At 41.0% G+C, this 21,163-nt stretch carries 21 protein-coding genes and 1 tRNA gene; 16 read left to right on the top strand and 6 right to left on the bottom strand.

What is annotated here, in order from left to right:
• The first annotated feature begins 204 nt into the window (after nt 1-204).
• The 4 genes from rpsO (at nt 205) to FFM63_RS03375 (ending at nt 5,874) form a co-directional block, all read left to right on the top strand.
• Nucleotides 205-474 (top strand): 30S ribosomal protein S15, encoded by a 270-nt coding sequence (gene rpsO / locus FFM63_RS03390; RefSeq protein WP_088934178.1) that lies wholly within the window; start codon nt 205-207, stop codon nt 472-474.
• Nucleotides 475-826: 352 nt separating this feature from the next.
• Nucleotides 827-2,956, top strand: a complete 2,130-nt coding sequence (gene pnp / locus FFM63_RS03385) for a polyribonucleotide nucleotidyltransferase (RefSeq protein WP_137608922.1) — start codon at nt 827-829, stop codon at nt 2,954-2,956.
• A 292-nt stretch (nt 2,957-3,248) separates the two neighbouring features.
• Entirely contained in the window at nt 3,249-5,246 is a 1,998-nt protein-coding gene (locus FFM63_RS03380) for a KUP/HAK/KT family potassium transporter (RefSeq protein WP_137608921.1), read from the top strand.
• Nucleotides 5,247-5,352: 106 nt separating this feature from the next.
• The gene (locus FFM63_RS03375) at nt 5,353-5,874 is read left to right on the top strand and encodes a flavodoxin domain-containing protein (protein WP_137608920.1); all 522 of its coding nucleotides are present in this window, start codon (nt 5,353-5,355) and stop codon (nt 5,872-5,874) included.
• A gap of 169 nt (nt 5,875-6,043) precedes the next feature.
• On the opposite strand, the gene FFM63_RS03370 is transcribed toward FFM63_RS03375, so the two are convergent.
• From FFM63_RS03370 to FFM63_RS03360, 3 genes are all read right to left on the bottom strand, one after another.
• Entirely contained in the window at nt 6,044-7,411 is a 1,368-nt protein-coding gene (locus tag FFM63_RS03370; RefSeq protein WP_137609057.1) for an MATE family efflux transporter, read from the bottom strand.
• Nucleotides 7,412-7,519: 108 nt separating this feature from the next.
• Nucleotides 7,520-7,843 (bottom strand): DUF960 domain-containing protein, encoded by a 324-nt coding sequence (locus FFM63_RS03365; protein ID WP_137608919.1) that lies wholly within the window; start codon nt 7,841-7,843, stop codon nt 7,520-7,522.
• A gap of 216 nt (nt 7,844-8,059) precedes the next feature.
• Nucleotides 8,060-8,671, bottom strand: coding sequence for a 50S ribosomal protein L25/general stress protein Ctc (locus FFM63_RS03360; RefSeq protein WP_137608918.1), 612 nt, complete (start codon nt 8,669-8,671; stop codon nt 8,060-8,062).
• A gap of 409 nt (nt 8,672-9,080) precedes the next feature.
• On the opposite strand from FFM63_RS03360, the gene FFM63_RS03355 reads away from it, so the two are divergent.
• The 3 genes from FFM63_RS03355 (at nt 9,081) to udk (ending at nt 11,192) form a co-directional block, all read left to right on the top strand.
• A complete protein-coding gene (locus FFM63_RS03355; RefSeq protein WP_137608917.1) occupies nt 9,081-9,797 on the top strand; it encodes a 16S rRNA pseudouridine(516) synthase in 717 nt (238 codons plus the stop codon).
• A gap of 11 nt (nt 9,798-9,808) precedes the next feature.
• On the top strand, nt 9,809-10,495 hold the full coding sequence (locus FFM63_RS03350) for a YjjG family noncanonical pyrimidine nucleotidase (protein ID WP_137608916.1): 687 nt from the start codon (nt 9,809-9,811) through the stop codon (nt 10,493-10,495).
• 70 nt (nt 10,496-10,565) lie between these two features.
• Nucleotides 10,566-11,192 (top strand): uridine kinase, encoded by a 627-nt coding sequence (gene udk, locus FFM63_RS03345; RefSeq protein ID WP_137608915.1) that lies wholly within the window; start codon nt 10,566-10,568, stop codon nt 11,190-11,192.
• Between the two features lie 79 nt (nt 11,193-11,271).
• On the opposite strand, the gene FFM63_RS03340 is transcribed toward udk, so the two are convergent.
• The 3 genes from FFM63_RS03340 to rpiA all read right to left on the bottom strand — a co-directional run bounded on the left by FFM63_RS03340 (nt 11,272) and on the right by rpiA (nt 12,955).
• Nucleotides 11,272-11,355: transfer RNA gene (locus FFM63_RS03340), tRNA-Leu, on the bottom strand.
• Nucleotides 11,356-11,460: 105 nt separating this feature from the next.
• Nucleotides 11,461-12,147 carry a 2,3-diphosphoglycerate-dependent phosphoglycerate mutase gene (gene gpmA / locus FFM63_RS03335; protein WP_137608914.1) on the bottom strand — a complete coding sequence of 229 codons (687 nt, stop codon included), beginning with the start codon at nt 12,145-12,147 and terminating at the stop codon, nt 11,461-11,463.
• 130 nt (nt 12,148-12,277) lie between these two features.
• Entirely contained in the window at nt 12,278-12,955 is a 678-nt protein-coding gene (gene rpiA, locus FFM63_RS03330) for a ribose-5-phosphate isomerase RpiA (RefSeq protein ID WP_137608913.1), read from the bottom strand.
• Nucleotides 12,956-13,363: 408 nt separating this feature from the next.
• On the opposite strand from rpiA, the gene rpsL reads away from it, so the two are divergent.
• The 9 genes from rpsL (at nt 13,364) to rplB (ending at nt 21,123) form a co-directional block, all read left to right on the top strand.
• Nucleotides 13,364-13,777 (top strand): 30S ribosomal protein S12, encoded by a 414-nt coding sequence (gene rpsL, locus FFM63_RS03325; RefSeq protein WP_002294318.1) that lies wholly within the window; start codon nt 13,364-13,366, stop codon nt 13,775-13,777.
• A gap of 44 nt (nt 13,778-13,821) precedes the next feature.
• Entirely contained in the window at nt 13,822-14,292 is a 471-nt protein-coding gene (gene rpsG, locus FFM63_RS03320; RefSeq protein ID WP_137608912.1) for a 30S ribosomal protein S7, read from the top strand.
• Between the two features lie 80 nt (nt 14,293-14,372).
• Nucleotides 14,373-16,457 (top strand): elongation factor G, encoded by a 2,085-nt coding sequence (gene fusA / locus FFM63_RS03315; protein WP_137608911.1) that lies wholly within the window; start codon nt 14,373-14,375, stop codon nt 16,455-16,457.
• Between the two features lie 162 nt (nt 16,458-16,619).
• Entirely contained in the window at nt 16,620-17,807 is a 1,188-nt protein-coding gene (gene tuf / locus FFM63_RS03310; protein WP_137608910.1) for an elongation factor Tu, read from the top strand.
• A gap of 544 nt (nt 17,808-18,351) precedes the next feature.
• On the top strand, nt 18,352-18,660 hold the full coding sequence (gene rpsJ / locus FFM63_RS03305; RefSeq protein ID WP_010756438.1) for a 30S ribosomal protein S10: 309 nt from the start codon (nt 18,352-18,354) through the stop codon (nt 18,658-18,660).
• A gap of 21 nt (nt 18,661-18,681) precedes the next feature.
• Nucleotides 18,682-19,311 carry a 50S ribosomal protein L3 gene (gene rplC / locus FFM63_RS03300; protein ID WP_137603772.1) on the top strand — a complete coding sequence of 210 codons (630 nt, stop codon included), beginning with the start codon at nt 18,682-18,684 and terminating at the stop codon, nt 19,309-19,311.
• Between the two features lie 28 nt (nt 19,312-19,339).
• On the top strand, nt 19,340-19,963 hold the full coding sequence (rplD, locus tag FFM63_RS03295; RefSeq protein ID WP_137608909.1) for a 50S ribosomal protein L4: 624 nt from the start codon (nt 19,340-19,342) through the stop codon (nt 19,961-19,963).
• Entirely contained in the window at nt 19,963-20,250 is a 288-nt protein-coding gene (gene rplW / locus FFM63_RS03290) for a 50S ribosomal protein L23 (RefSeq protein ID WP_137603770.1), read from the top strand. The genes rplD and rplW overlap by 1 nt, the downstream gene beginning before the upstream one ends.
• A 39-nt stretch (nt 20,251-20,289) precedes the next feature.
• Nucleotides 20,290-21,123 (top strand): 50S ribosomal protein L2, encoded by an 834-nt coding sequence (gene rplB, locus FFM63_RS03285; protein ID WP_137608908.1) that lies wholly within the window; start codon nt 20,290-20,292, stop codon nt 21,121-21,123.
• The last annotated feature ends 40 nt before the right edge of the window (nt 21,124-21,163 follow it).

Below are 21,163 nucleotides of genomic sequence, written 5' to 3'. Positions count from 1 at the left end.
GTAAAAAAACTATTTTTATCAGCAAGCGTCTTTAAAAAAATATAATGATTATAAAAAATCAGCTTAAATTAGTGTACAGCTTGATTTTTTGGAACAAATCAAGTAAAGTGTTAAAGTGTGTATAACGCACTACCTATCACTTGGTTAGGCGATTCACCAACGCTTTACTCAGTCATAGGAAGAAAAAAGGAAGAGGTGAAAACCATGGCATTATCAAAAGAACGTAAAAACGAAATCATCAATGAATTTGCTCGCCATGAAGGAGATACTGGTTCTCCAGAAGTACAAATCGCTGTATTAACGGAAGAAATCAATCAACTAAATGAGCATGCACGTGTCCACAAAAAAGACCACCATTCATACCGCGGTCTAATGAAAAAAGTTGGTCATCGTCGTAACTTGTTAGCTTACCTACGTAAGAACGAAGTACAACGTTACCGTGAATTAATCCAACGTCTAGGACTACGTCGTTAATTCGTACTACTATGAAAGTGAGGTTCCTAGGAATCTCACTTTTTTTGACAGTTAGGCTTTTTGCAGTAGAGAAAGGCCGCGGTCTGGCAATAGATTTTATGCATCCGAAGATCCGTTCATTTTTCTTATTTGTAGAAAAATAATTTGGAAATGAGCAGACTGCTGGATGATAGTGTAAAGCTCAACGTATTCGCTAATTGTTTCTAAATCAATCTAACACTGAGAGTGCTCAGAAAAATAAAAAACCTTTGATTGGCGTGTTGTCACTCTACTAACCAAATGCAAGAAGCGAAATTTTCGCTGTTTCCATTTGTTTAGTAGCGTCGCACTGGTCAAGGGAAGAGGAGAAATTATGTCAGAAAAACAAGTTTTTAAAACCACTTGGGGCGGACGCCCTCTGCAAGTTGAAATCGGTCAACTTGCCAAACAAGCCAATGGTGCAGTATTAGTTCGCTATGGTGACACAGTTGTATTAAGTGCGGCAGTCGCTTCAAAAGAAGCTAAAGATACCGACTTTTTCCCATTGACGATCAACTATGAAGAAAAAATGTATGCAGTAGGAAAGATCCCTGGCGGTTTCATTAAACGCGAAGGTCGTCCAAGTACCGAAGCAACATTGACGGCTCGTTTGATCGACCGTCCAATCCGTCCAATGTTCGCAGATGGCTTCCGGAATGAAGTACAAGTAACAAATGTTGTTATGAGTGTAGAACAAGATTGTTCTCCTTCAATGGCAGCGATGTTTGGTTCTTCATTGGCATTATCGATCTCAGATATCCCATTCAATGGCCCAATCGCAGGTGTCGATGTTGGTCGGGTAAATGGCGAATATGTATTGAATCCTACAGTAGAACAACATGCAGAATCAGATATTGATTTGACTGTTGCCGGAACGAAACAAGCGATCAACATGGTTGAATCTGGTGCGAAAGAAGTTTCTGAAGAAGACATGTTAGGTGCATTGCTATTCGGTTTTGACGCTATCAAAGAATTAGTTGCTTTCCAAGAAGAAATCGTTGCCGCTGTCGGCAAAGAAAAAATGGAAGTTGCTTTATTACAAGTCGATCCTGAGTTGAAAAAAGAAATCTTTGCCAGCTATTATCAAACAATGAAAACGGCTGTTATGACGATGGACAAATTGGCCCGTGAAGACGAGATCGAAAAAGTAAAAGAAACGGTCAAAGAAGTCTACGCAGAAAAATTTGCAGCAGTTGAAACAGAAGACATCGTTCAAATCACAAAAGAAGTGAAACAAATCGCTGAAGACCTTGAAAAAGATGTTGTTCGCGAATTGATCACGATCGACAAGATCCGTCCGGATGGTCGTAAGTTGGATGAAATTCGTCCGTTGGCTGCTGAAACTGGTTTGTTGCCGCGTGTTCATGGTTCAGGACTGTTCACTCGTGGACAAACGCAAGCATTGTCTGCTTGTACATTGGCGCCGCTTGGCGAACATCAAATCATTGACGGTTTAGGTTCAGTTGAAAGCAAACGATTCATCCATCACTATAACTTCCCACAATTTTCTGTTGGTTCAACAGGACGTGCCGGATCTCCTGGTCGTCGTGAAATTGGCCACGGAGCATTGGGTGAACGTGCGTTAGCACAAATTATTCCAAGTGAAGAAGATTTCCCTTATACAATCCGTTTAGTAGCAGAAGTATTGGAATCAAACGGTTCTTCTTCACAAGCAAGTATCTGTGCTGGAACATTGGCTTTAATGGATGCAGGTGTGCCGATCAAAGCACCAGTTGCTGGGATCGCGATGGGACTTGTTTCTGATGGCGAAAATTACACGATTTTAACAGATATCCAAGGGTTGGAAGATCACCTAGGTGATATGGACTTTAAAGTTGCCGGAACAAAAGCAGGGATCACTGCCTTACAAATGGATATCAAAATCCAAGGGATTACTGAACAAATCTTGACAGAAGCATTGACGCAAGCGAAAAAAGCGCGGATGGAAATCCTTGAAGTGTTGACAGATACACTAGCTGCTCCGCGTGAAGAATTAAGCCAATATGCACCGAAAATCGAAATGATCCAAATCGACCCAGATAAGATCAAGACAGTTATCGGTAAAGGCGGCGACACAATCAACGGTATCATTGATGAAACCGGCGTGAAGATCGACATTGATCAAGATGGAAATGTCAGCATCGCTTCTTCTGATGCAGATATGATTAAAAAAGCTATCAAGATCATTGAAGAATTAACTAAAGAAGTCAAAGTCGGCGAAGTTTACTTAGGTAAAGTCGTTCGAATCGAAAAATTTGGTGCGTTTGTAAACTTGATCAAAGGCAAAGACGCATTGGTGCACATCTCACAACTTGCTAACGAACGTGTAAACAAAGTAGAAGATGTTGTGAAATTAGGCGACGAAGTATTAGTCAAAGTAACAGAAATCGATCGTCAAGGTCGTGTGAATGCTTCTCGCAAAGCATTATTGAAAGACGAAGAAAGCAAAAAAGAAGAAAAATAGTCTATATTTTGAGGATATTCGTTGACAATTCTTTCTGCAAACTGGATAATACGAGATAAGTTTTAGGGGAGTAGCAACATAGAATAGCTTCTATGCTTTTAGATCAACAACTAGCGTATCGCGCTGGTCTAAGAGATAATTTGCAAGACCTAAACAATAGTGAAAGCTGTTGTTTAGGTCTTTTTTTAATTCAATTGTTTTGATTGAGCAGTTGCCTCAGCAAACGTAAAACTTAACAAGTATCAAAAAGGAAAGAGAAATTCAGTAGTTAGCTGTAATAGGAGTGTGCAAAATGGAAAAAAAGAAAGATCATGCCAAAAAGCTTTCAGCAGCCGGGTTATTGATCACATTAGGTGTCGTCTATGGAGACATCGGAACGAGTCCACTGTATGTAATGAAAGCTATTTTAGAAGAAAACGGCGGACTGAGTACGGTTACGGAAAATTTTGTATTGGGAGCTGTCTCGTTAGTTTTTTGGACGGTGATGCTTTTAACGACAGTCAAATATGTATTGATCGCTTTAAGGGCGGACAATCATGGTGAAGGCGGAATTTTCTCTTTATATACCTTAGTGCGTAAAGGCGGAAAATATTTAATCGTGCCGGCGATGATCGGCGGGGCCGCCTTATTGGCTGACGGTGTATTGACACCAGCGGTAACTGTGACGACAGCGATCGAAGGTCTGCGGGGGATACCGAGTTTTTATCAAGAGTTTGGCAATAATCAAACCATTATTGTGGTCATTACATTAGTGATCCTGCTCTTTTTATTTTTGATCCAACGTTTTGGGACTGATTTTGTCGGCAAAGCTTTTGGCCCGATCATGTTTTTGTGGTTCACGTTTTTAGGATTGATGGGACTTTTGAATATCCCTTATGATTTTGGTGTAATTCGAGCATTGAATCCTTATTACGCGATCCACTTGCTGTTTGATCCTACTAATAAAATGGGGATCTTTATTTTAGGCAGTATCTTTTTGGCAACGACGGGTGCCGAAGCGTTGTATTCTGATATGGGCCATGTCGGCAAGAAAAATATTCATTTCAGCTGGCCGTATGTCTTGCTTTGCTTGATGTTGAATTATGCTGGACAAGCGGCGTGGATCTTACATGCAAAAGGGAATCCAGCGATTGAAGGGATCGAGAATTTGAATCCATTTTTCCAAATTTTACCGGAAGGTTGGATGATTTTCGGCGTGGTCTTTGCAACGATCGCGGCGATCATCGCTTCGCAGGCGTTGATTTCCGGTTCGTTCACCTTAGTCTCTGAAGCAATCAAATTAAAATTGCTGCCAAGAATGCGAATCATTTATCCCGGAAAAAGTATCGGACAGATGTATATTCCAGCAGTCAATATGATTTTATGGGCGGCTTGTTCATTGATCGTACTAACATTCCGGACTTCTAGTCATATGGAGGCGGCTTACGGTCTGTCGATCACGGTCACCATGTTGATGACGACTTTCTTGCTGTATCATTATTTACTGCAAAATGGGACACCGAAAATTTTAGCTAGTTTAATGCTGCTCTTTTTCGGCACGCTAGAAGGCTTCTTCTTTATCTCAAGTGTCACGAAATTTTTCCATGGCGGTTTTGTAGCAGTAGCGATGGCCTTGCTGATCTTAGCTATCATGTATATTTGGCATCGCAGCAATCGCGTACAAGAAGACGCCAGCCAAGACGTCAGTCTGAAAGAGTATCTGCCGCAATTGCAAGAGCTGCATGAAGACGATACGATTCCTTATTACCAAACCAATGTCGTTTTCCTAGTTCCTCGTTTGGAAGGAGATATGATTCCGCAACAATTTGTTTATTCAATTTTAGATAAACGCTTGAAACGGGCAAAAGTTTATTGGTTCGTCAATGTCGAAGTGACTGATGAGCCTTACACCGAAGAATACAGTGTTGATATGATGGGAACTGATTTCATCGTGAAAGTAAAACTGTATTTAGGCTTCCGGATCGCACAAGAGGTCAATGTTTATTTGCGTCAGATCATTCATGACTTGATGAAACAAGGCCGATTGCCAAAACAACCGCAGCACTATTCATTGACACCAGGCCGAGAAGTCGGTGATTTTCGTTTTGTGATGATTCAAGAAGAGCTGTCGAATATGACGAGAATTGATAAATGGGACCGTCAAGTCATGCAAGCACGGCTTGCGATCAAACATCATGCAGTCGCACCAGAACGCTGGTTTGGAATCGAATACAGCGAGGTCACCTATGAGACAGTACCGCTAGTCGTTGGTGAGGCAAGAAAAACTTGGTTGAAAGAACGGAAACAATAAAGGTAAAAATTACTTCTCACTGTGTTTATTTGAAGCTGCGATTACAGCAATAATTTTTGTTGTGATCGCAGCTTTTGTTATACTTGAAAAAAGGGTGGTGGAGAAAATGAGCTTGATTATTTACGGAACACAATATGGAACAAGCAAGAACTATGCAGAAAAATTAGCGGCGATCATGGGAGCTACGGTCATTGATTATCGCGAGTTGCCGCGGAAAATTGAAGAGCCGGAAGTGATTTTTGTCGGCGCGCTTTATGTTGGACGCATGACAGGACTGAAAAAAGTTTTGCAAGTATTGGAACCGCAGAAACATCGTTTGACCCTTGTGACAGTCGGAATGACTGATCCAGCCCATCCCACGTTGCTTACCGAGCTTCAACAACCGCTACGTAAAAAAATCGCGGAAAAACAGTTGGAATTAAGAGGGATCTACCATCTTCAAGGTGCGGTAGATTATGAAGCGTTGGCTTTGAAACACAAAATGCTTATTAAACCGATGCTGTTAGCTTTTAAAAAGCAAAAACCCGAAGAATTAGATGCTCAAGCTCAAATGATGCTGCAAGCTTTTGATGGATTGCCGCCAGCTGTTATTGATTTTGCAGCCTTTGCGGAAGAAATCCAAAATTAAAAGGGAGGTGACAAGATTTTTGTCACCTCCCTTTTCTTGGGATGATCGGTATGCCAGTGGCTTCGGAAATAAGTCGAAATGCCACAAAAAAATTGAGCCGCGATTTTTGTAAATGCCTGTTTATTTCTTGAAACTGCTTACTTTTTTAACAACGTTGTTAAAAATTTCATCAGGAATCCGATGCCTCGCTTTTGATTTGCTGTGCCTGATCTAACTGTTTCAAATGGTGCATTGCTTTAAAATAAGAAGCCAACAAGACAGCGGTCGAACCAATCCACGCCAGCGGCGAAGCAAAGGCGGCACCGATAAAACCAAAAGCGTTAGTCAAGATAATTGCAGCAAAAGAACGCATGACCAGCTCCATGATTCCGGCGATCGTGGGGATCGTTGCTTGGCCTAGACCTTGCAAGGTGTAACGCAAAATAAATAAAATGGCTAAGATCCAGTACAAGGAACCGTTGATGTTGAAATAGACTTGTGCCAGCTCAAAGACCCGCGTTTCGCTGCGACTGACAAAAAGAGCAACAAAGTAGTGACCGCAAGTTATCACCAAAATTCCCGCAAAGATACTGAAGGCTCCACTCATCAGCAAACACTGTTTCACACCTTTTAAAATCCGACCGTATTCTTTTGCGCCTAAATTTTGGGCGGTGAAAGTCGCCATGGTAATGCCAAAAGACATCATCGGCAAAATGGCAAATTGATCGATGCGATTGGCAGTCGTTTGAGCCGCTACGACATCGGTTCCTAAGGTATTCAGTGCCGCTTGCAAGATGACTGCTCCAATTGCGATGATCGATGATTGAAATCCCATCGGTAGTGCCGCATTCAAATGAATTCGGAAATTATTTTTTTCAAAAACAAAATTTTTGCGGCTGATTTGCAGCAAAGGGATCTTTCGTTGAATGAACCAGAGACACATTAAGCTTGCTAAAATTTGCGCGATCACGGTAGCGTAACCGGCACCTGCGACGCCCATATGAAAACGAGTAATAAAAATTAGATCCAAGACCACATTGACTACTACCGCAAAGGCCAAGAAAAACAGCGGTGTTCGGCTGTCACCCAAGGCTCTGACCATGTTTGATAAGAGATTGAAACTCATTGCGGCAAAGATCCCGCCAAGGATCACTGAAATAAATTCTTGTGCCTGATCTAAAAGTTCCGGTGGAGTTTGCATCAAAAGCAATAGTGGACGTAAGAAGACGAGACTTAACGTCGTTAAAACAATCGTTACACCCAAGCTGATGATAATGGAGATCGCAAAACTTTTTCGGACACCTTGAGCATCTTTTGCCCCGAAGCGCTGCGCCGTTATGATCGACAGGCCAGCAGTCAAACCTTGCGCAAACCCAATGATCAAAAAGCTCACGCTGCTGGTAGCGCCTACAGCCGCCAGCGCTTCTTTACCTAATGTTTGCCCAACGACGACCATGTCGACCATACTGTAAAATTGCTGAAAAACATTTCCCACAAATAACGGCAAGGCAAATAAAATAATCAGTTTTGCCGGATTCCCGTGCGTCAATTCTTTCATCTTTTTCCCGCTCTCTAATAAATTTTTCTGCTTGATCGTACCATAAAAATTATCGGAAACAAATCTTTTACCCAAAAAAAAGACAACCTCTAGGGCTGTCTGGATAAATTAGCGTTGACGAATCTCGTTGGGCAACAAGATCGTTTGGCGGCTGCCGTCGTCGTAAGCATAGACTTCTTGCGGGAAATCGTAAGAATAACCAAATGGCAAGTCGATCCCCATTTCAACTTCACTGCCTTCTTGTGAAAAGTGCATCGTGACACGGCCGTCGTTGTTGACCAAATCAAAACTTAAGATATTGTCTAAGGGAATCAGTCCCTTTAAGTCTAAGTCAATGATATACCAGATACTATCAATCAGCTCGCCTGGCAAGCTGGATACCACACCGACAGAGGCATAACGGCTTTTTTTCGAATCGAATGTTTCAAACATAGATGTTTCCTCCTTTAGTTGGAATCACTTACTTAAAGTACAAATAAACTTTGTAGTGTCTAATTGTAATTCTTTTTGGCAAAAAAAACCACTCATTACGCTCAATCCATAAAAAATAATTTTTTATCACAAGCGGCAGAGGGGATTGATGAGCTGAATCGTCTGTACAAAAAAGAGGTTGCGACAAGACTCTTGTCACAACCTCTGGTCAATAGCTTATTCTTTAGTTTCGCCGATAACTTCTGGTTCAGCGCCTTCAGTTGCTGTTTCTTCAGGAAGCTCTTGTGCTTCTTGGATCGCAACGATTTGTTCTTCTGCATCGGTAACGATCGTGTAGTCAGCGTTCTTAGGTAGATCGCTGATTGCGATTGTTTGACCAATCTCTAATTTAGAGATATCGACATCAATGCCTTCAGGCAATTTTTCTGGAGTTGCAGAAACGGTAACGGTGTAAAGTGTTTGAGTCAACACGCCGCCTGCTTTCGCACCAGCTGCTTCACCAACTAGGTTGATTTCTGTTTCAGCTTCAGTTTGTTCTGTTAAGTTAACGGATAATAACTCAACGTGGCTTAAGTGACGAGTGAAGGTATCTAATTGTGCATCGCGTAATAACGTATTTACCTTTTTTCCACCAATTTCAATGGCAAAAACTGTGTTTGCGCCATTTTCACGTAATAATTTTGAAAATTCACGTTCGTCGATCGAGATAGTGGTGCTTTCCACTTGGTAGCCGTTAACGACTGCGGGAACTCTGCCTTCATGACGAAGTTTATTACGAATGGAACGGGGACGAGTTGCTCTTTCTTCTACTTTTAATGATACTGCCATAACCAAATTCCTCCTTAAAATGTGACTGTCTGCGGTTGTCAGACAGATTTTATTTAAGTGATGGGTTATTCTCAGCACAATGGCTTTGCGAAAAGAACGCAAAAAGACAGTTGTCTACACAACTGTCCAAAAAAGTCTAAGTTCAACTTTCTCTACCAGGTCGTAACGCTGTGTATGAGAAACCTTTGACACCGGAGTGTCGATTCACTTAATATACGAATCTTTAACTCGTATATTAAAAGTGTAGGACTCCTTCCGATAAAAAGCAAGGATAATCCCTTTTTTATTTAAGCAAAAATAAGATTTTTTTTTATTATAAATGGATTTTCGGAATTTGGTCTGTTTTGCATGGTTGGTCTTTGCAGAAAATTTCGGTATAATAAGGCCGGTATATTTGGAGGGTTGCGAGATGCGGTTAGACAAAGTGATCGAACAAAGTTTACAAACGACGCGCAAAGAGATGAAGCGTCTCTTTTTAATGAAAAAAGTTTTTGTCGATGGAACAGTCGAGCTTAATCCGCAACGTAATGTGGATAGCCGTCTGCATAAAATCACTGTCGAAGGACAAGCGTTAATGACCAATCATGTCTATTATTTGCTGAACAAACCAGCCGGCGTCGTAACAGCCAAAAAAGATTCAAACTTTCAAACCGCAACTGAGTTGATCGCAAAAACAGAACGACCTAGTGATTTGTATCCGGTCGGACGATTGGATCGTGACACGACCGGCTTGCTGCTGTTGACCGATAATGGGCAGCTAGGCTACGATCTTTTACAACCTCATGCAAAAGTTGAGAAGACTTATCGGGCGGTAGTCAATGAGCAGGTGACGGTAGCAGATGTAGCTGCTTTTGCCAATGGAATCATTTTTCATGGCGGCGTTCGCTGTCAACCGGCACAACTAAAAATTTTAAGCGCAAAACCGGGACATTCGGAAGTTTTGCTGGCAATCAAAGAAGGCAAGTTCCATCAAGTGAAAAAAATGTTTTTGGCCCGCGGAAAAAAAGTAACCAGTCTAACACGGTTGACGATGGGGCCGTTAGAATTACCGCAAGAATTAGCTGAAGGCGAGTATCGTTCATTAACACTTGCCGAACTCCAACAATTAAAAACATATTTTAGATAGAAGGTTTGAAGATGAGTTACGAGACGATTTTATTTTATATTGACGATACGCTGTTAGATTTCAAAGCGGCAGAAGAGCAGGCATTGAGCTGGCTGTTCCAAGACATGGGGGTAGAACCTTCATTAGCGGTAAAAAACATGTATAAAGAAATGAACCAAGGCTTTTGGCGCGACCATGAAGCCGGCTTGCTGTCGCGGCAAGAATTGCTAGATAATCGCTTCCGTTTATTTTTTGCCCAATACGAGCAAGCAGTGGACGGTCCGCAGACCGAAGCGCGCTACCGTCAGTATTTGAACCAAGGTCATCAGCTGATCGCTAACAGTTTAGAAGTTGTCACAAATTTGAGCCGACAAAAAGATCTGTATATAGTGACTAACGGAGTTTCTGCAACGCAACACCAGCGTTTGACCCAATCAGGCTTGGCGCCTTATTTTAAAAAGTTCTTTATTTCTGAAGAGCTGGGTGTTCATAAACCGATGAAAGAGTTTTTTGATATTGTTTTTGCTGAGATTCCGCATTTTGACAAAGAAAAAACGGTGATTGTCGGAGATTCCTTGACTTCAGATATCAAAGGCGGGCAAGTGGCGGGGATTGATACGATCTGGATGAATCCGCAAGCAAAGAAAGCGCAAGAGATCAAGCCGACATTTCAGATCGAAAAATTGACTGACCTCTATCAGATTTTGGAAGAATTTTAAGTTTTTGATAGTAATTTGACGGTGTTTCGCTATAATAGGACTAATGAAAAACGAAAGAGGTTTTATTTACATGAAAAACAAGCCGATCATTATTGGTGTAACGGGCGGTTCAGGAAGCGGAAAAACCAGCGTCAGCCGCGCGATTTACAATCGGTTTCCCAATCATTCCATCATGATGTTGGAGCACGATTCTTATTATAAGGACCAAAGCGGTATCAGTTTTGAAGAACGATTAGAAACAAATTACGACCATCCTTTTGCTTTTGATACGGATCTCTTGATCGAACATTTAAAAGAATTGACACAATACCAAACGGTCGAAGTTCCGATCTACGATTATGTTGCCCACACGCGTAGTGAAAAAGTGTATGTTCAAGAGCCAAAAGAAGTCATCATATTAGAGGGAATCTTGATTTTAGAAGATGAACGTTTGCGAGATATGATGGACATCAAAATCTACGTAGACACCGATGACGACATCCGGATCATTCGCCGCATCAAACGCGATATGAACGAACGGGGCCGGACGTTGGAATCAGTCATCGGCCAATATTTGACTGTAGTAAAACCAATGTATCACCAATTTATTGAGCCAACGAAGCGCTATGCCGATATCATCGTGCCAGAAGGCGGCGAAAATCATGTAGCGATTGATTTGATTGCTACTAAGGTTGCAAGTTTTTTGAATCATGATTAAATCAAATGTCTCAAAAAAATAATTTTAAATGCAAAAAGGGTCTATGACAGCGCGTCACAGACCCTTTTCGCGAAATTTATGCGGCCGAGAAGACTCGAACTTCCACGATATTGCTATCACTAGCGCCTGAAGCTAGCGCGTCTGCCAATTCCGCCACGACCGCAAATAATTTACTTATTTATTTTAGCACAAAAAAAATATTATGAAAGGATTAGTCTAGTTACTAGCAAATAAAAATCCCGACTCAAGTTCGAGCCGGGAAAAATTTCTATAAGTAGTATTTTTTGGCAACAGTTAAGTCATCATTCAAATCATAAACAAGCGGTTGGCCTGTTGGGATTTCTAAATCCATGATGTCTTCGTCAGAAATACCTTCAATGTGTTTAGCTAATGCACGTAATGAGTTACCATGAGCTGCAACTAAGACAGTTTTTCCGTCTTTCAATGCAGGAGCGATTTCATCTTGCCAGAAAGGCAATGCACGTTCCAAAGTAACTTTCAAGTTTTCTCCACCAGGAATATCGCGAGGATCTAATGCCGCGTAACGACGTTCTTGTGCAGCAGAACCTTCGTCCGTCGCTTCCATCAATGGAGGTAATACATCGTAAGAACGACGCCAGATATGAACTTGTTCGTCCCCGTATTTTTCAGCGGTTTCTTTTTTGTTCAATCCTTGTAATTTACCGTAATGACGTTCGTTTAAGCGCCAAGATTTTAGAGTTGGTACCCAAAGTTGATCTGAATATTCTAAGATCAAGTCACAAGTTTTGATTGCACGAGTTAAAACAGATGTATAAGCTACATCAAATTCAATTCCTGCTTCTTTAATTTTACGGCCGCCTTCTTTTGCTTCTTCGACACCTTCTGGAGCCAAATCAACGTCTGCCCAGCCTGTGAATTGGTTTAATTTGTTCCATTCGCTCAAGCCATGACGAGAAAAAACTAATTTTGGCATATCATTCTCTCCTTTTGAAATTTCTGAAATTTTCAATTCCTGATTCATTGTACAATGTTTCTGTCATGATTTCCATTAAATTGAGTTCATTTTTGTCAAAATCAGGAGCTTTAAGGAGACTTTTGTAAAATTAGTTTGGAACTTCTAAAGTTTTTGGTCCTTCTGGTGTACCGACGATCACACGCGAAATCATATCGATAAATAAGCCATGCTCGACTACACCGACATAAGTATCCAACTCTTTTGCTAAAGCTCGCGGATCTTCAATGACGTCTAAGTGCAGATCGATGATGTAATGACCGCCGTCAGTTGTTAAAAGTTCGTTGGCTTCATTTTTACGCCAAGCTGGATTGTAGCCTTTTGCTTCGAATAAACGAAAAATGTTGTGGCTGCCAAAAGGAACGACTTCAACCGGTAACGGGAATTTTCCTAATTTGTCGACCATTTTGCTTTCATCGACGATCCAAATGCAATCTTTTGAATATGTTGCGACTACTTTTTCAAAAAGCAAAGCTGCGCCGCCGCCTTTGATCCCTTGAAAATCTGCACTGATCTCATCAGCACCATCGATTGTAAGGTCAACTGATTCTACTTCATCGATCGCTTTTAACGGAATGCCTAATTCTTTTGCTTGTTCTTCAGTTTTTGAAGAGGTCACGACGCCCGTGATCTTTAAGCCTTCTTCATTTACACGGCGACCTAGCTCTTTGACTAAATAATAAGCTGTTGAACCAGTTCCTAAGCCCACAGTCATCCCATCTTTAACAAATTTAGCCGCCTCGATCCCAACTAACTCTTTCAAATTCATTGAAATATCCCACCTTTTATTAAGTTGTTTCTATTGTAATCGCAAAAAAAGAAAAAAGATAGGTTTTTAAGTAGAAAAGACCAAAAACAAAAAAGCGTTTTATTCAGCGGTGTTACAATAAAGAACCAATTTTTACTTTAGAATAAGAATTTTCTTATCAAGCGATTATCAATAAAAAGATCGGCTTAGAATGACAGGGAAAAACTCTTGGATAGTTTGTTGACAGTTAAAACTAATCGTGGTATGCTATCAAAGGTGCTTTGTGAACAGGTCTCTCACATGAGACGTGCTGACTGTGTCGAAGTACACTTGATAGAGAATGCAGGGATGCATTATTTTTTATCGCTAAAAAAGAACCACCAGGATGTGTGGTACTAGAATGCGAATCGAGGAAGGAGGAAACAAGGAATGCCTACAATTAACCAATTAGTACGTAAACCTCGTAAATCAAAGGTGGAAAAATCAAATTCACCAGCATTGAACAAAGGATATAACAGCTTTAAGAAGACTCAAACAAACGTGAACTCACCTCAAAAACGTGGGGTAGCTACACGTGTTGGTACTATGACGCCTAAAAAACCGAACTCCGCTTTACGTAAATATGCGCGTGTTCGTTTGTCTAACTTAATCGAAGTAACAGCTTATATTCCAGGTATCGGCCATAACCTACAAGAACATAGTGTTGTTCTATTACGTGGTGGACGTGTAAAAGATTTACCAGGAGTACGTTATCATATCGTTCGTGGTGCGCTAGATACTGCCGGCGTTAACGATCGTAAACAAAGCCGTTCTAAATACGGTACTAAAAAACCTAAAGCTTAATCAAACGAATAGATAAGATATATTTTCGGAAGGAGGAGTTACGTATGACTCGTAAAGGAATTATTGCAAAACGTGATGTTTTGCCAGATCCTATGTATAACTCTAAGTTAGTAACTCGTTTAATCAACCGTGTAATGGTTGACGGCAAACGTGGTACTGCTTCAAATATCGTATACAACGCTTTTAGCACAATCAAAGAATCAACAGGAAATGATCCGTTGGAAGTTTTCGAACAAGCAATGGAAAACATCATGCCTGTATTAGAAGTTAAAGCTCGCCGTGTTGGGGGTTCTAACTATCAAGTTCCCGTTGAAGTACGTCCAGAACGTCGGACTACTTTAGGATTGCGTTGGGTTGTAAACTTCGCACGTTTGCGCGGCGAACACACAATGGAAGAACGCTTAGCGAAAGAACTTATGGATGCAGCTAACAACACTGGTGCTTCTGTGAAAAAACGCGAAGATACACACAAAATGGCGGAAGCCAACCGTGCATTTGCTCATTATCGTTGGTAAGATTTTTTCTGTTGGTTTTGACCAGCAGAAAAATGATTAGACAATGCTGAATTTAATTTAAGAGAGGAGCAAACAAAGAAATGGCAAGAGAATTTTCTCTAGACAATACTCGTAATATCGGGATTATGGCCCACGTTGATGCAGGTAAAACTACAGCAACTGAGCGTATCTTGTACTACACTGGTAAAATCCATAAAATTGGTGAAACCCACGAAGGCGCTTCTCAAATGGACTGGATGGAACAAGAACAAGAACGCGGAATCACGATCACTTCTGCCGCTACAACAGCGCAATGGAAAGGTCACCGCGTAAACATCATCGATACTCCAGGACACGTGGACTTCACAATCGAAGTACAACGTTCATTACGTGTTCTTGATGGCGCAGTAACTGTATTGGACTCACAATCAGGTGTAGAACCACAAACAGAAACTGTTTGGCGTCAAGCAACAGAATACTCTGTTCCACGTATTGTATTCTGTAATAAAATGGATAAAATCGGTGCTGACTTCCTTTATTCAGTAGGCACTTTACATGATCGTTTACAAGCGAATGCTCATCCAATCCAATTACCAATTGGTGCAGAAGATGACTTCACTGGTATCATCGACCTAGTTAAAATGAAAGCTGAAATCTACACAAATGACTTAGGAACTGAAATCCAAGAGACTGAAATTCCTGAAGAATATAAAGAACAAGCTGAAGAATGGCGCGAAAAATTAGTAGAAGCTGTTTCTGATACTGATGAAGACCTAATGATGAAATTCTTGGAAGGTGAAGAAATCACTGAAGAAGAATTAAAAGCAGGTATCCGTAATGCTACTTTAGCTGTAGACTTCTTCCCAGTTCTATGTGGATCAGCCTTCAAAAACAAAGGTGTTCAATTGATGTTGGATGCAGTCATCGACTATCTTCCAGCCCCAACTGACGTAAAAGCAATCCAAGGATTCAACCCTAAAACTGACGAAGAAACTGAACGTCCAGCTGATGATTCAGCTCCATTCTCATCACTAGCGTTTAAAGTTATGACTGACCCATTCGTAGGCCGTCTAACATTCTTCCGTGTTTACTCAGGTGTACTAAATTCTGGTTCATACGTCTTGAACGCATCAAAAGGCAAACGCGAACGTATCGGACGTATCCTACAAATGCACGCGAATACTCGTAAAGAAATCGAAACGGTTTACTCAGGCGATATCGCTGCTGCTGTTGGTTTGAAAGATACAACTACTGGAGATACACTTTGTGATGAAAAATCACCAGTTATCTTAGAATCTATCGAATTCCCTGATCCAGTTATCGAAGTTGCGGTTGAACCTAAATCAAAAGCTGACCAAGATAAAATGGGTGTTGCTTTACAAAAACTTGCTGAAGAAGATCCTTCATTCCGCGTTGAAACAAACGTTGAAACTGGCGAAACTGTTATCGCTGGTATGGGTGAACTTCACTTGGACGTTTTAGTTGACCGTATGCGTCGTGAATTCAAAGTAGAGGCAAACGTTGGTGCGCCTCAAGTATCTTACCGTGAAACATTCCGTTCTGCGACAAAAGCAGAAGGTAAGTTTGTACGTCAGTCTGGTGGTAAAGGTCAATACGGTCACGTATGGGTCGAATTTACACCAAACGAAGAAGGTGCCGGCTTCGAATTCGAAAACGCAATTGTCGGTGGTGTGGTTCCTCGTGAATACATCCCAGCAGTTGAAAAAGGATTAGAAGATGCAATGGCAAACGGTGTATTAGCTGGTTATCCATTAGTTGACATCAAAGCTAAGCTTTATGATGGTTCATACCATGATGTCGATTCAAATGAAACAGCCTTCCGTGTAGCTGCTTCTATGGCGCTACGTGCTGCTGCTAAAAAAGCTAGCCCAGCAATTCTTGAACCAATGATGAAAGTTACGATTACTGTTCCAGAAGATTACTTAGGTGATGTAATGGGTCACGTAACTGCACGTCGTGGTCGAGTTGAAGGTATGGAAGCGCATGGTAATTCACAAATCGTGAATGCGATCGTACCGTTGGCTGAAATGTTCGGCTATGCAACAACTCTTCGTTCTTCTACGCAAGGACGCGGAACATTCATGATGGTCTTTGACCACTATGAAGATGTACCTAAATCAGTTCAAGAAGAAATCATTAAGAAAAACGGCGGAAAAGCTGAATAATTCTTAAAAGTCAATTGAATTTGGCTGGATTTCTACCAAAAGAACTATATTTTTCAAGGTATTTCATGTAATATTATTAACTGATGATATGGGCTCGTACTGTATTTTGCAGTACGACCTATCAAAAAAAACTAATCTCATTTACTAGGAGGAACATTTTAAATGGCTAAAGAAAAATTTGACCGTTCAAAACCCCATGTTAACATTGGTACTATCGGACACGTTGACCATGGTAAAACAACTTTAACAGCTGCAATTACAACTGTACTTGCTAAACAAGGCGGCGCGACTGCTATGGATTACGCTTCAATCGATGGCGCTCCAGAAGAACGCGAACGCGGAATCACAATCAACACTTCACACGTTGAGTATGAAACAGAAAACCGTCACTATGCTCACGTTGACTGCCCAGGTCACGCGGACTACGTTAAAAACATGATCACTGGTGCTGCTCAAATGGACGGAGCTATCTTAGTAGTATCTGCTGCTGATGGCCCTATGCCTCAAACACGTGAACACATCTTGTTATCACGTAACGTTGGTGTTCCTTACATCGTTGTATTCTTAAACAAAATGGATATGGTTGATGATGAAGAATTACTAGAATTAGTTGAAATGGAAGTTCGTGATCTATTAACAGAATACGATTTCCCAGGCGACGACACTCCAGTTGTTGCAGGTTCAGCTTTGAAAGCCTTAGAAGGCGACGCTTCATACGAAGAAAAAATCTTAGAATTAATGGCTGCTGTTGACGAATACATCCCAACACCAGTTCGTGATACTGACAAACCATTCATGATGCCAGTCGAAGACGTATTCTCAATCACTGGTCGTGGTACTGTTGCAACTGGTCGTGTTGAACGTGGACAAGTTCGCGTTGGTGACGAAGTTGAAATCGTAGGTATCGCTGAAGAAACACCTAAAACAACTGTTACAGGTGTTGAAATGTTCCGTAAATTGTTAGACTACGCTGAAGCCGGCGATAACATCGGTGCATTATTACGTGGTGTTGCACGTGAAGATATCCAACGTGGACAAGTTTTAGCTAAACCAGCTTCAATCACTCCACATACAAAATTCTCTGCAGAAGTTTACGTTTTAACAAAAGAAGAAGGCGGACGTCACACTCCATTCTTCACTAACTACCGTCCTCAGTTCTACTTCCGTACAACTGACGTAACTGGTGTAGTTGATCTACCAGAAGGTACTGAAATGGTAATGCCTGGTGATAACGTAACTATGGAAGTTGAATTAATCCACCCAATCGCTATCGAAGACGGAACTCGTTTCTCAATTCGTGAAGGCGGACGTACTGTTGGTTCAGGCGTTGTAACTGCAATCAAAGCTTAATCAGCTTTACCTTTTAAACTTATGCTCGGACGTAAAGAGCCGCCAATTTTTGGTGGCTCTTTTTTTGTCATTTTAATTGATAAAATCGATAAGCGGGAAACGATGGGGCTTTAAATTAAGAATAGATCTATTAGAAAGATTTTTAACGAAATCGATCGCAACGGTTTTGCGTGGCGAAAAAATAAAATAAAACGGTTGTTGACGCACTAATTTTTTTTAGAAGGTGAAGATCGGTTTTGTTAAACAAAATAAATACTATTACTATAGAAGGAAAAAGTTATCAGTTGTGTATTTCGAATATTTTCTGAAAATACACTAGAAAATCTAAAAAGGCTGAGAAAATCCTTGCAATCGTTAACCTCATGTAATATAATCATAAAGGTGCTGTTTGCAGAAGTGTGAATGACACTGGGGGTTCGAAAAAGAATCCACTGGCTTTGAAACGAGAGGTTGCGACACGCCCGGACGCTTTGCCACGAACGAGCGTGACGGAGATTTTCGTGGAGCTATGTCTACTTTTAAAATAGGCGAAGGAGGGAATAAGATGGCAAAACAAAAAATTCGTATCCGTTTAAAAGCGTATGAACATGGTATTTTAGATCAATCAGCGGATAAAATTGTGGAAACTGCAAAAAGAACTGGAGCTAGCGTATCTGGTCCAATTCCATTACCAACAGAACGCAGTCTTTACACTGTAATCCGTGCGACTCATAAATACAAAGATTCGCGTGAACAATTCGAAATGCGTACTCACAAACGTCTGATTGACATTGTGAACCCAACACCGAAGACAGTTGATGCTTTAATGAAGCTTGACTTACCATCAGGTGTGAACATTGAAATCAAACTATAATAAGAAAATGGAGGTGTAATCATGACCAAAGGAATCTTAGGGAAAAAAGTGGGAATGACTCAAATCTTCACAGAATCTGGCGAACTTATTCCAGTTACTGTTATCGAAGCTACTCCAAACGTTGTTTTACAAGTGAAAACAATGGAGAACGATGGCTACGAAGCTGTTCAATTAGGTTACCAAGATATGCGTGAAGTTTTGTCTAACAAACCTGCGAAAGGTCATGTTGCAAAAGCAAACACGGCTCCTAAGCGCTTCATTCGAGAATTCAAAGATGTTGAGCTAGGAGACTATGAAGTAGGTAAAGAAGTGAAAGTTGATACTTTCCAAGCTGGAGACATCATTGATGTTACCGGAACGACTAAAGGTAAAGGATTCCAAGGCGTTATCAAACGTTATGGACAAAGCCGCGGCCCAATGGCTCACGGATCTCGTTACCACCGTCGTCCTGGATCTATGGGTCCTGTTGCACCGAACCGTGTATTTAAAAACAAACGTTTAGCTGGCCGTATGGGTGGCAACCGCGTGACAATTCAAAATCTTGAAGTTGTTCGTGTTGACGCTGACCGCAACGTTATCTTAGTTAAAGGAAATGTTCCTGGCGCTAAAAAATCTTTAATCACTATCAAATCAGCTGTGAAAGCTAAATAATTAGTTATAGGAAAGGAGGAACTAAGGAATGCCAACTGTAGCATTATTCAAACAAGATGGAACTCAAAATGGTGACATCACTTTAAATGAAGAAATCTTCGGAATCGAACCAAATGAAAATGTTGTTTACGACGCAATCGTTATGCAACGTGCTTCATTAAGACAAGGAACACACGCTGTGAAAAATCGTAGCGCAGTTCGTGGCGGTGGTCGCAAACCATGGCGCCAAAAAGGAACTGGACGTGCTCGTCAAGGTTCTATCCGTTCACCACAATGGCGTGGAGGTGGTATCGTCTTCGGACCTACACCACGTTCATACAGCTACAAACTTCCTAAAAAAGTTCGTCGCTTAGCAATCAAATCTGTTTTATCAGAAAAAGTTGCTGAAAATAATTTAGTTGCTGTTGACGCTTTAAGCTTTGACGCTCCTAAAACAAAAGAATTCAAACAAGTTTTAACTAGCTTGTCTATCGATTCAAAAGTATTGGTTGTTTTAGAAACAGAAAACGAAGTTGCAGGCTTAGCTGCTCGTAACTTACCAAACGTGACTGTAACTACTTCAAACAACGTTACTGTATTAGATGTAGTCGCTAATGAGAAAATCTTAGCAACGCAAACCGCTCTTACTCAAATTGAGGAGGTGCTTGCATAATGAACTTACTAGACGTAATCAAACGCCCAGTGATCACTGAAAAATCTATGTTAGACATGGATGAAAAGAAATATACTTTCGAAGTGGACACTCGCGCAAATAAAACTTTAGTCAAACAAGCGGTTGAAGCTGCATTTGACGTTAAAGTTAAAAATGTAAACATTATGAATGCTAAACCAAAAGCAAAACGTATGGGTAAATACCAAGGCTTCACAAAAAAACGTCGCAAAGCTGTTGTGACTTTATCTGAAGAATCAAAAGAAATTCAACTTTTCGACGCTGAATAAGCGTTAGAAAATCACCAGTAAATAGGAGGGAAACTAGACGTGGCGATTAAAAAGTACAAACCTACCTCAAATGGTCGTCGTAATATGACAAGTTCTGATTTCGCTGAAATCACTACTTCAACGCCTGAAAAGACGTTATTACAACCATTGAAAAACAACGCCGGTCGTAACAACAACGGTCGCATCACTGTACGTCATCAAGGTGGCGGACATAAACGTCAATACCGTGTTATCGACTTCAAACGTAATAAAGATAACGTGGTTGCTACAGTACAAACGATCGAGTACGATCCAAACCGCTCAGCAAACATTGCATTAGTTCATTATACAGACGGAGTGAAAGCTTACATTTTAGCCCCTAAAGGCTTAGAAGTCGGCATGACAGTCGTATCTGGAACAGATGCAGATATCAAAATCGGAAATACATTACCGCTAGAAAACATTCCAGTCGGTACTGTTATCCACAACATTGAAATGAAACCTGGCAAAGGCGGACAATTAATCCGTTCAGCTGGTACAAGTGCTCAAGTACTTGGTAAAGAAGGAAAATACGTATTAGTACGTTTAAACTCTGGCGAAGTTCGCATGATCTTAGCTACTTGCCGTGCTACTATCGGTTCTGTTGGTAACGAACAACATGAATTGATCAACATTGGTAAAGCTGGTCGTTCTCGTTGGATGCGCAAACGTCCAACTGTACGTGGTAGCGTAATGAACCCTAACGATCACCCACACGGTGGTGGTGAAGGTAAAGCTCCAGTCGGACGCAAAGCTCCAGTATCTCCTTGGGGACAACCTGCATTGGGTTACAAAACACGTAATAAGAAAGCTGCATCAGACAAGCTTATCGTACGTCGTCGTAAGACTAAATAAAACCATTGACTATGTGTCGCATATTTTGAGAGGAGGTACA

It is taken from the genome of Enterococcus pingfangensis, from assembly GCF_005405205.1.
GTDB lineage: Bacteria > Bacillota > Bacilli > Lactobacillales > Enterococcaceae > Enterococcus_A > Enterococcus_A pingfangensis.
This window is presented reverse-complemented; position numbering and strand designations above follow the sequence as displayed.

Excerpts from the sequence above, each read along its gene's own strand:
- FFM63_RS03350 (WP_137608916.1), top strand. The coding sequence starts at position 9,809 with ATGAGTTACGAGACGATTTTATTTTATATTGACGATACGCTGTTAGAT.
- FFM63_RS03380 (WP_137608921.1), top strand. The coding sequence starts at position 3,249 with ATGGAAAAAAAGAAAGATCATGCCAAAAAGCTTTCAGCAGCCGGGTTA.
- rpsL (WP_002294318.1), top strand. The coding sequence starts at position 13,364 with ATGCCTACAATTAACCAATTAGTACGTAAACCTCGTAAATCAAAGGTG.
- FFM63_RS03375 (WP_137608920.1), top strand. The coding sequence starts at position 5,353 with ATGAGCTTGATTATTTACGGAACACAATATGGAACAAGCAAGAACTAT.
- rplD (WP_137608909.1), top strand. The coding sequence starts at position 19,340 with ATGCCAACTGTAGCATTATTCAAACAAGATGGAACTCAAAATGGTGAC.
- FFM63_RS03365 (WP_137608919.1), bottom strand. The coding sequence starts at position 7,843 with ATGTTTGAAACATTCGATTCGAAAAAAAGCCGTTATGCCTCTGTCGGT.
- FFM63_RS03370 (WP_137609057.1), bottom strand. The coding sequence starts at position 7,411 with ATGAAAGAATTGACGCACGGGAATCCGGCAAAACTGATTATTTTATTT.
- rplW (WP_137603770.1), top strand. The coding sequence starts at position 19,963 with ATGAACTTACTAGACGTAATCAAACGCCCAGTGATCACTGAAAAATCT.
- tuf (WP_137608910.1), top strand. The coding sequence starts at position 16,620 with ATGGCTAAAGAAAAATTTGACCGTTCAAAACCCCATGTTAACATTGGT.
- udk (WP_137608915.1), top strand. The coding sequence starts at position 10,566 with ATGAAAAACAAGCCGATCATTATTGGTGTAACGGGCGGTTCAGGAAGC.
- FFM63_RS03355 (WP_137608917.1), top strand. The coding sequence starts at position 9,081 with ATGCGGTTAGACAAAGTGATCGAACAAAGTTTACAAACGACGCGCAAA.
- rplC (WP_137603772.1), top strand. The coding sequence starts at position 18,682 with ATGACCAAAGGAATCTTAGGGAAAAAAGTGGGAATGACTCAAATCTTC.
- pnp (WP_137608922.1), top strand. The coding sequence starts at position 827 with ATGTCAGAAAAACAAGTTTTTAAAACCACTTGGGGCGGACGCCCTCTG.
- rpsG (WP_137608912.1), top strand. The coding sequence starts at position 13,822 with ATGACTCGTAAAGGAATTATTGCAAAACGTGATGTTTTGCCAGATCCT.
- gpmA (WP_137608914.1), bottom strand. The coding sequence starts at position 12,147 with ATGCCAAAATTAGTTTTTTCTCGTCATGGCTTGAGCGAATGGAACAAA.
- rpiA (WP_137608913.1), bottom strand. The coding sequence starts at position 12,955 with ATGAATTTGAAAGAGTTAGTTGGGATCGAGGCGGCTAAATTTGTTAAA.
- FFM63_RS03360 (WP_137608918.1), bottom strand. The coding sequence starts at position 8,671 with ATGGCAGTATCATTAAAAGTAGAAGAAAGAGCAACTCGTCCCCGTTCC.
- rpsO (WP_088934178.1), top strand. The coding sequence starts at position 205 with ATGGCATTATCAAAAGAACGTAAAAACGAAATCATCAATGAATTTGCT.
- rpsJ (WP_010756438.1), top strand. The coding sequence starts at position 18,352 with ATGGCAAAACAAAAAATTCGTATCCGTTTAAAAGCGTATGAACATGGT.
- fusA (WP_137608911.1), top strand. The coding sequence starts at position 14,373 with ATGGCAAGAGAATTTTCTCTAGACAATACTCGTAATATCGGGATTATG.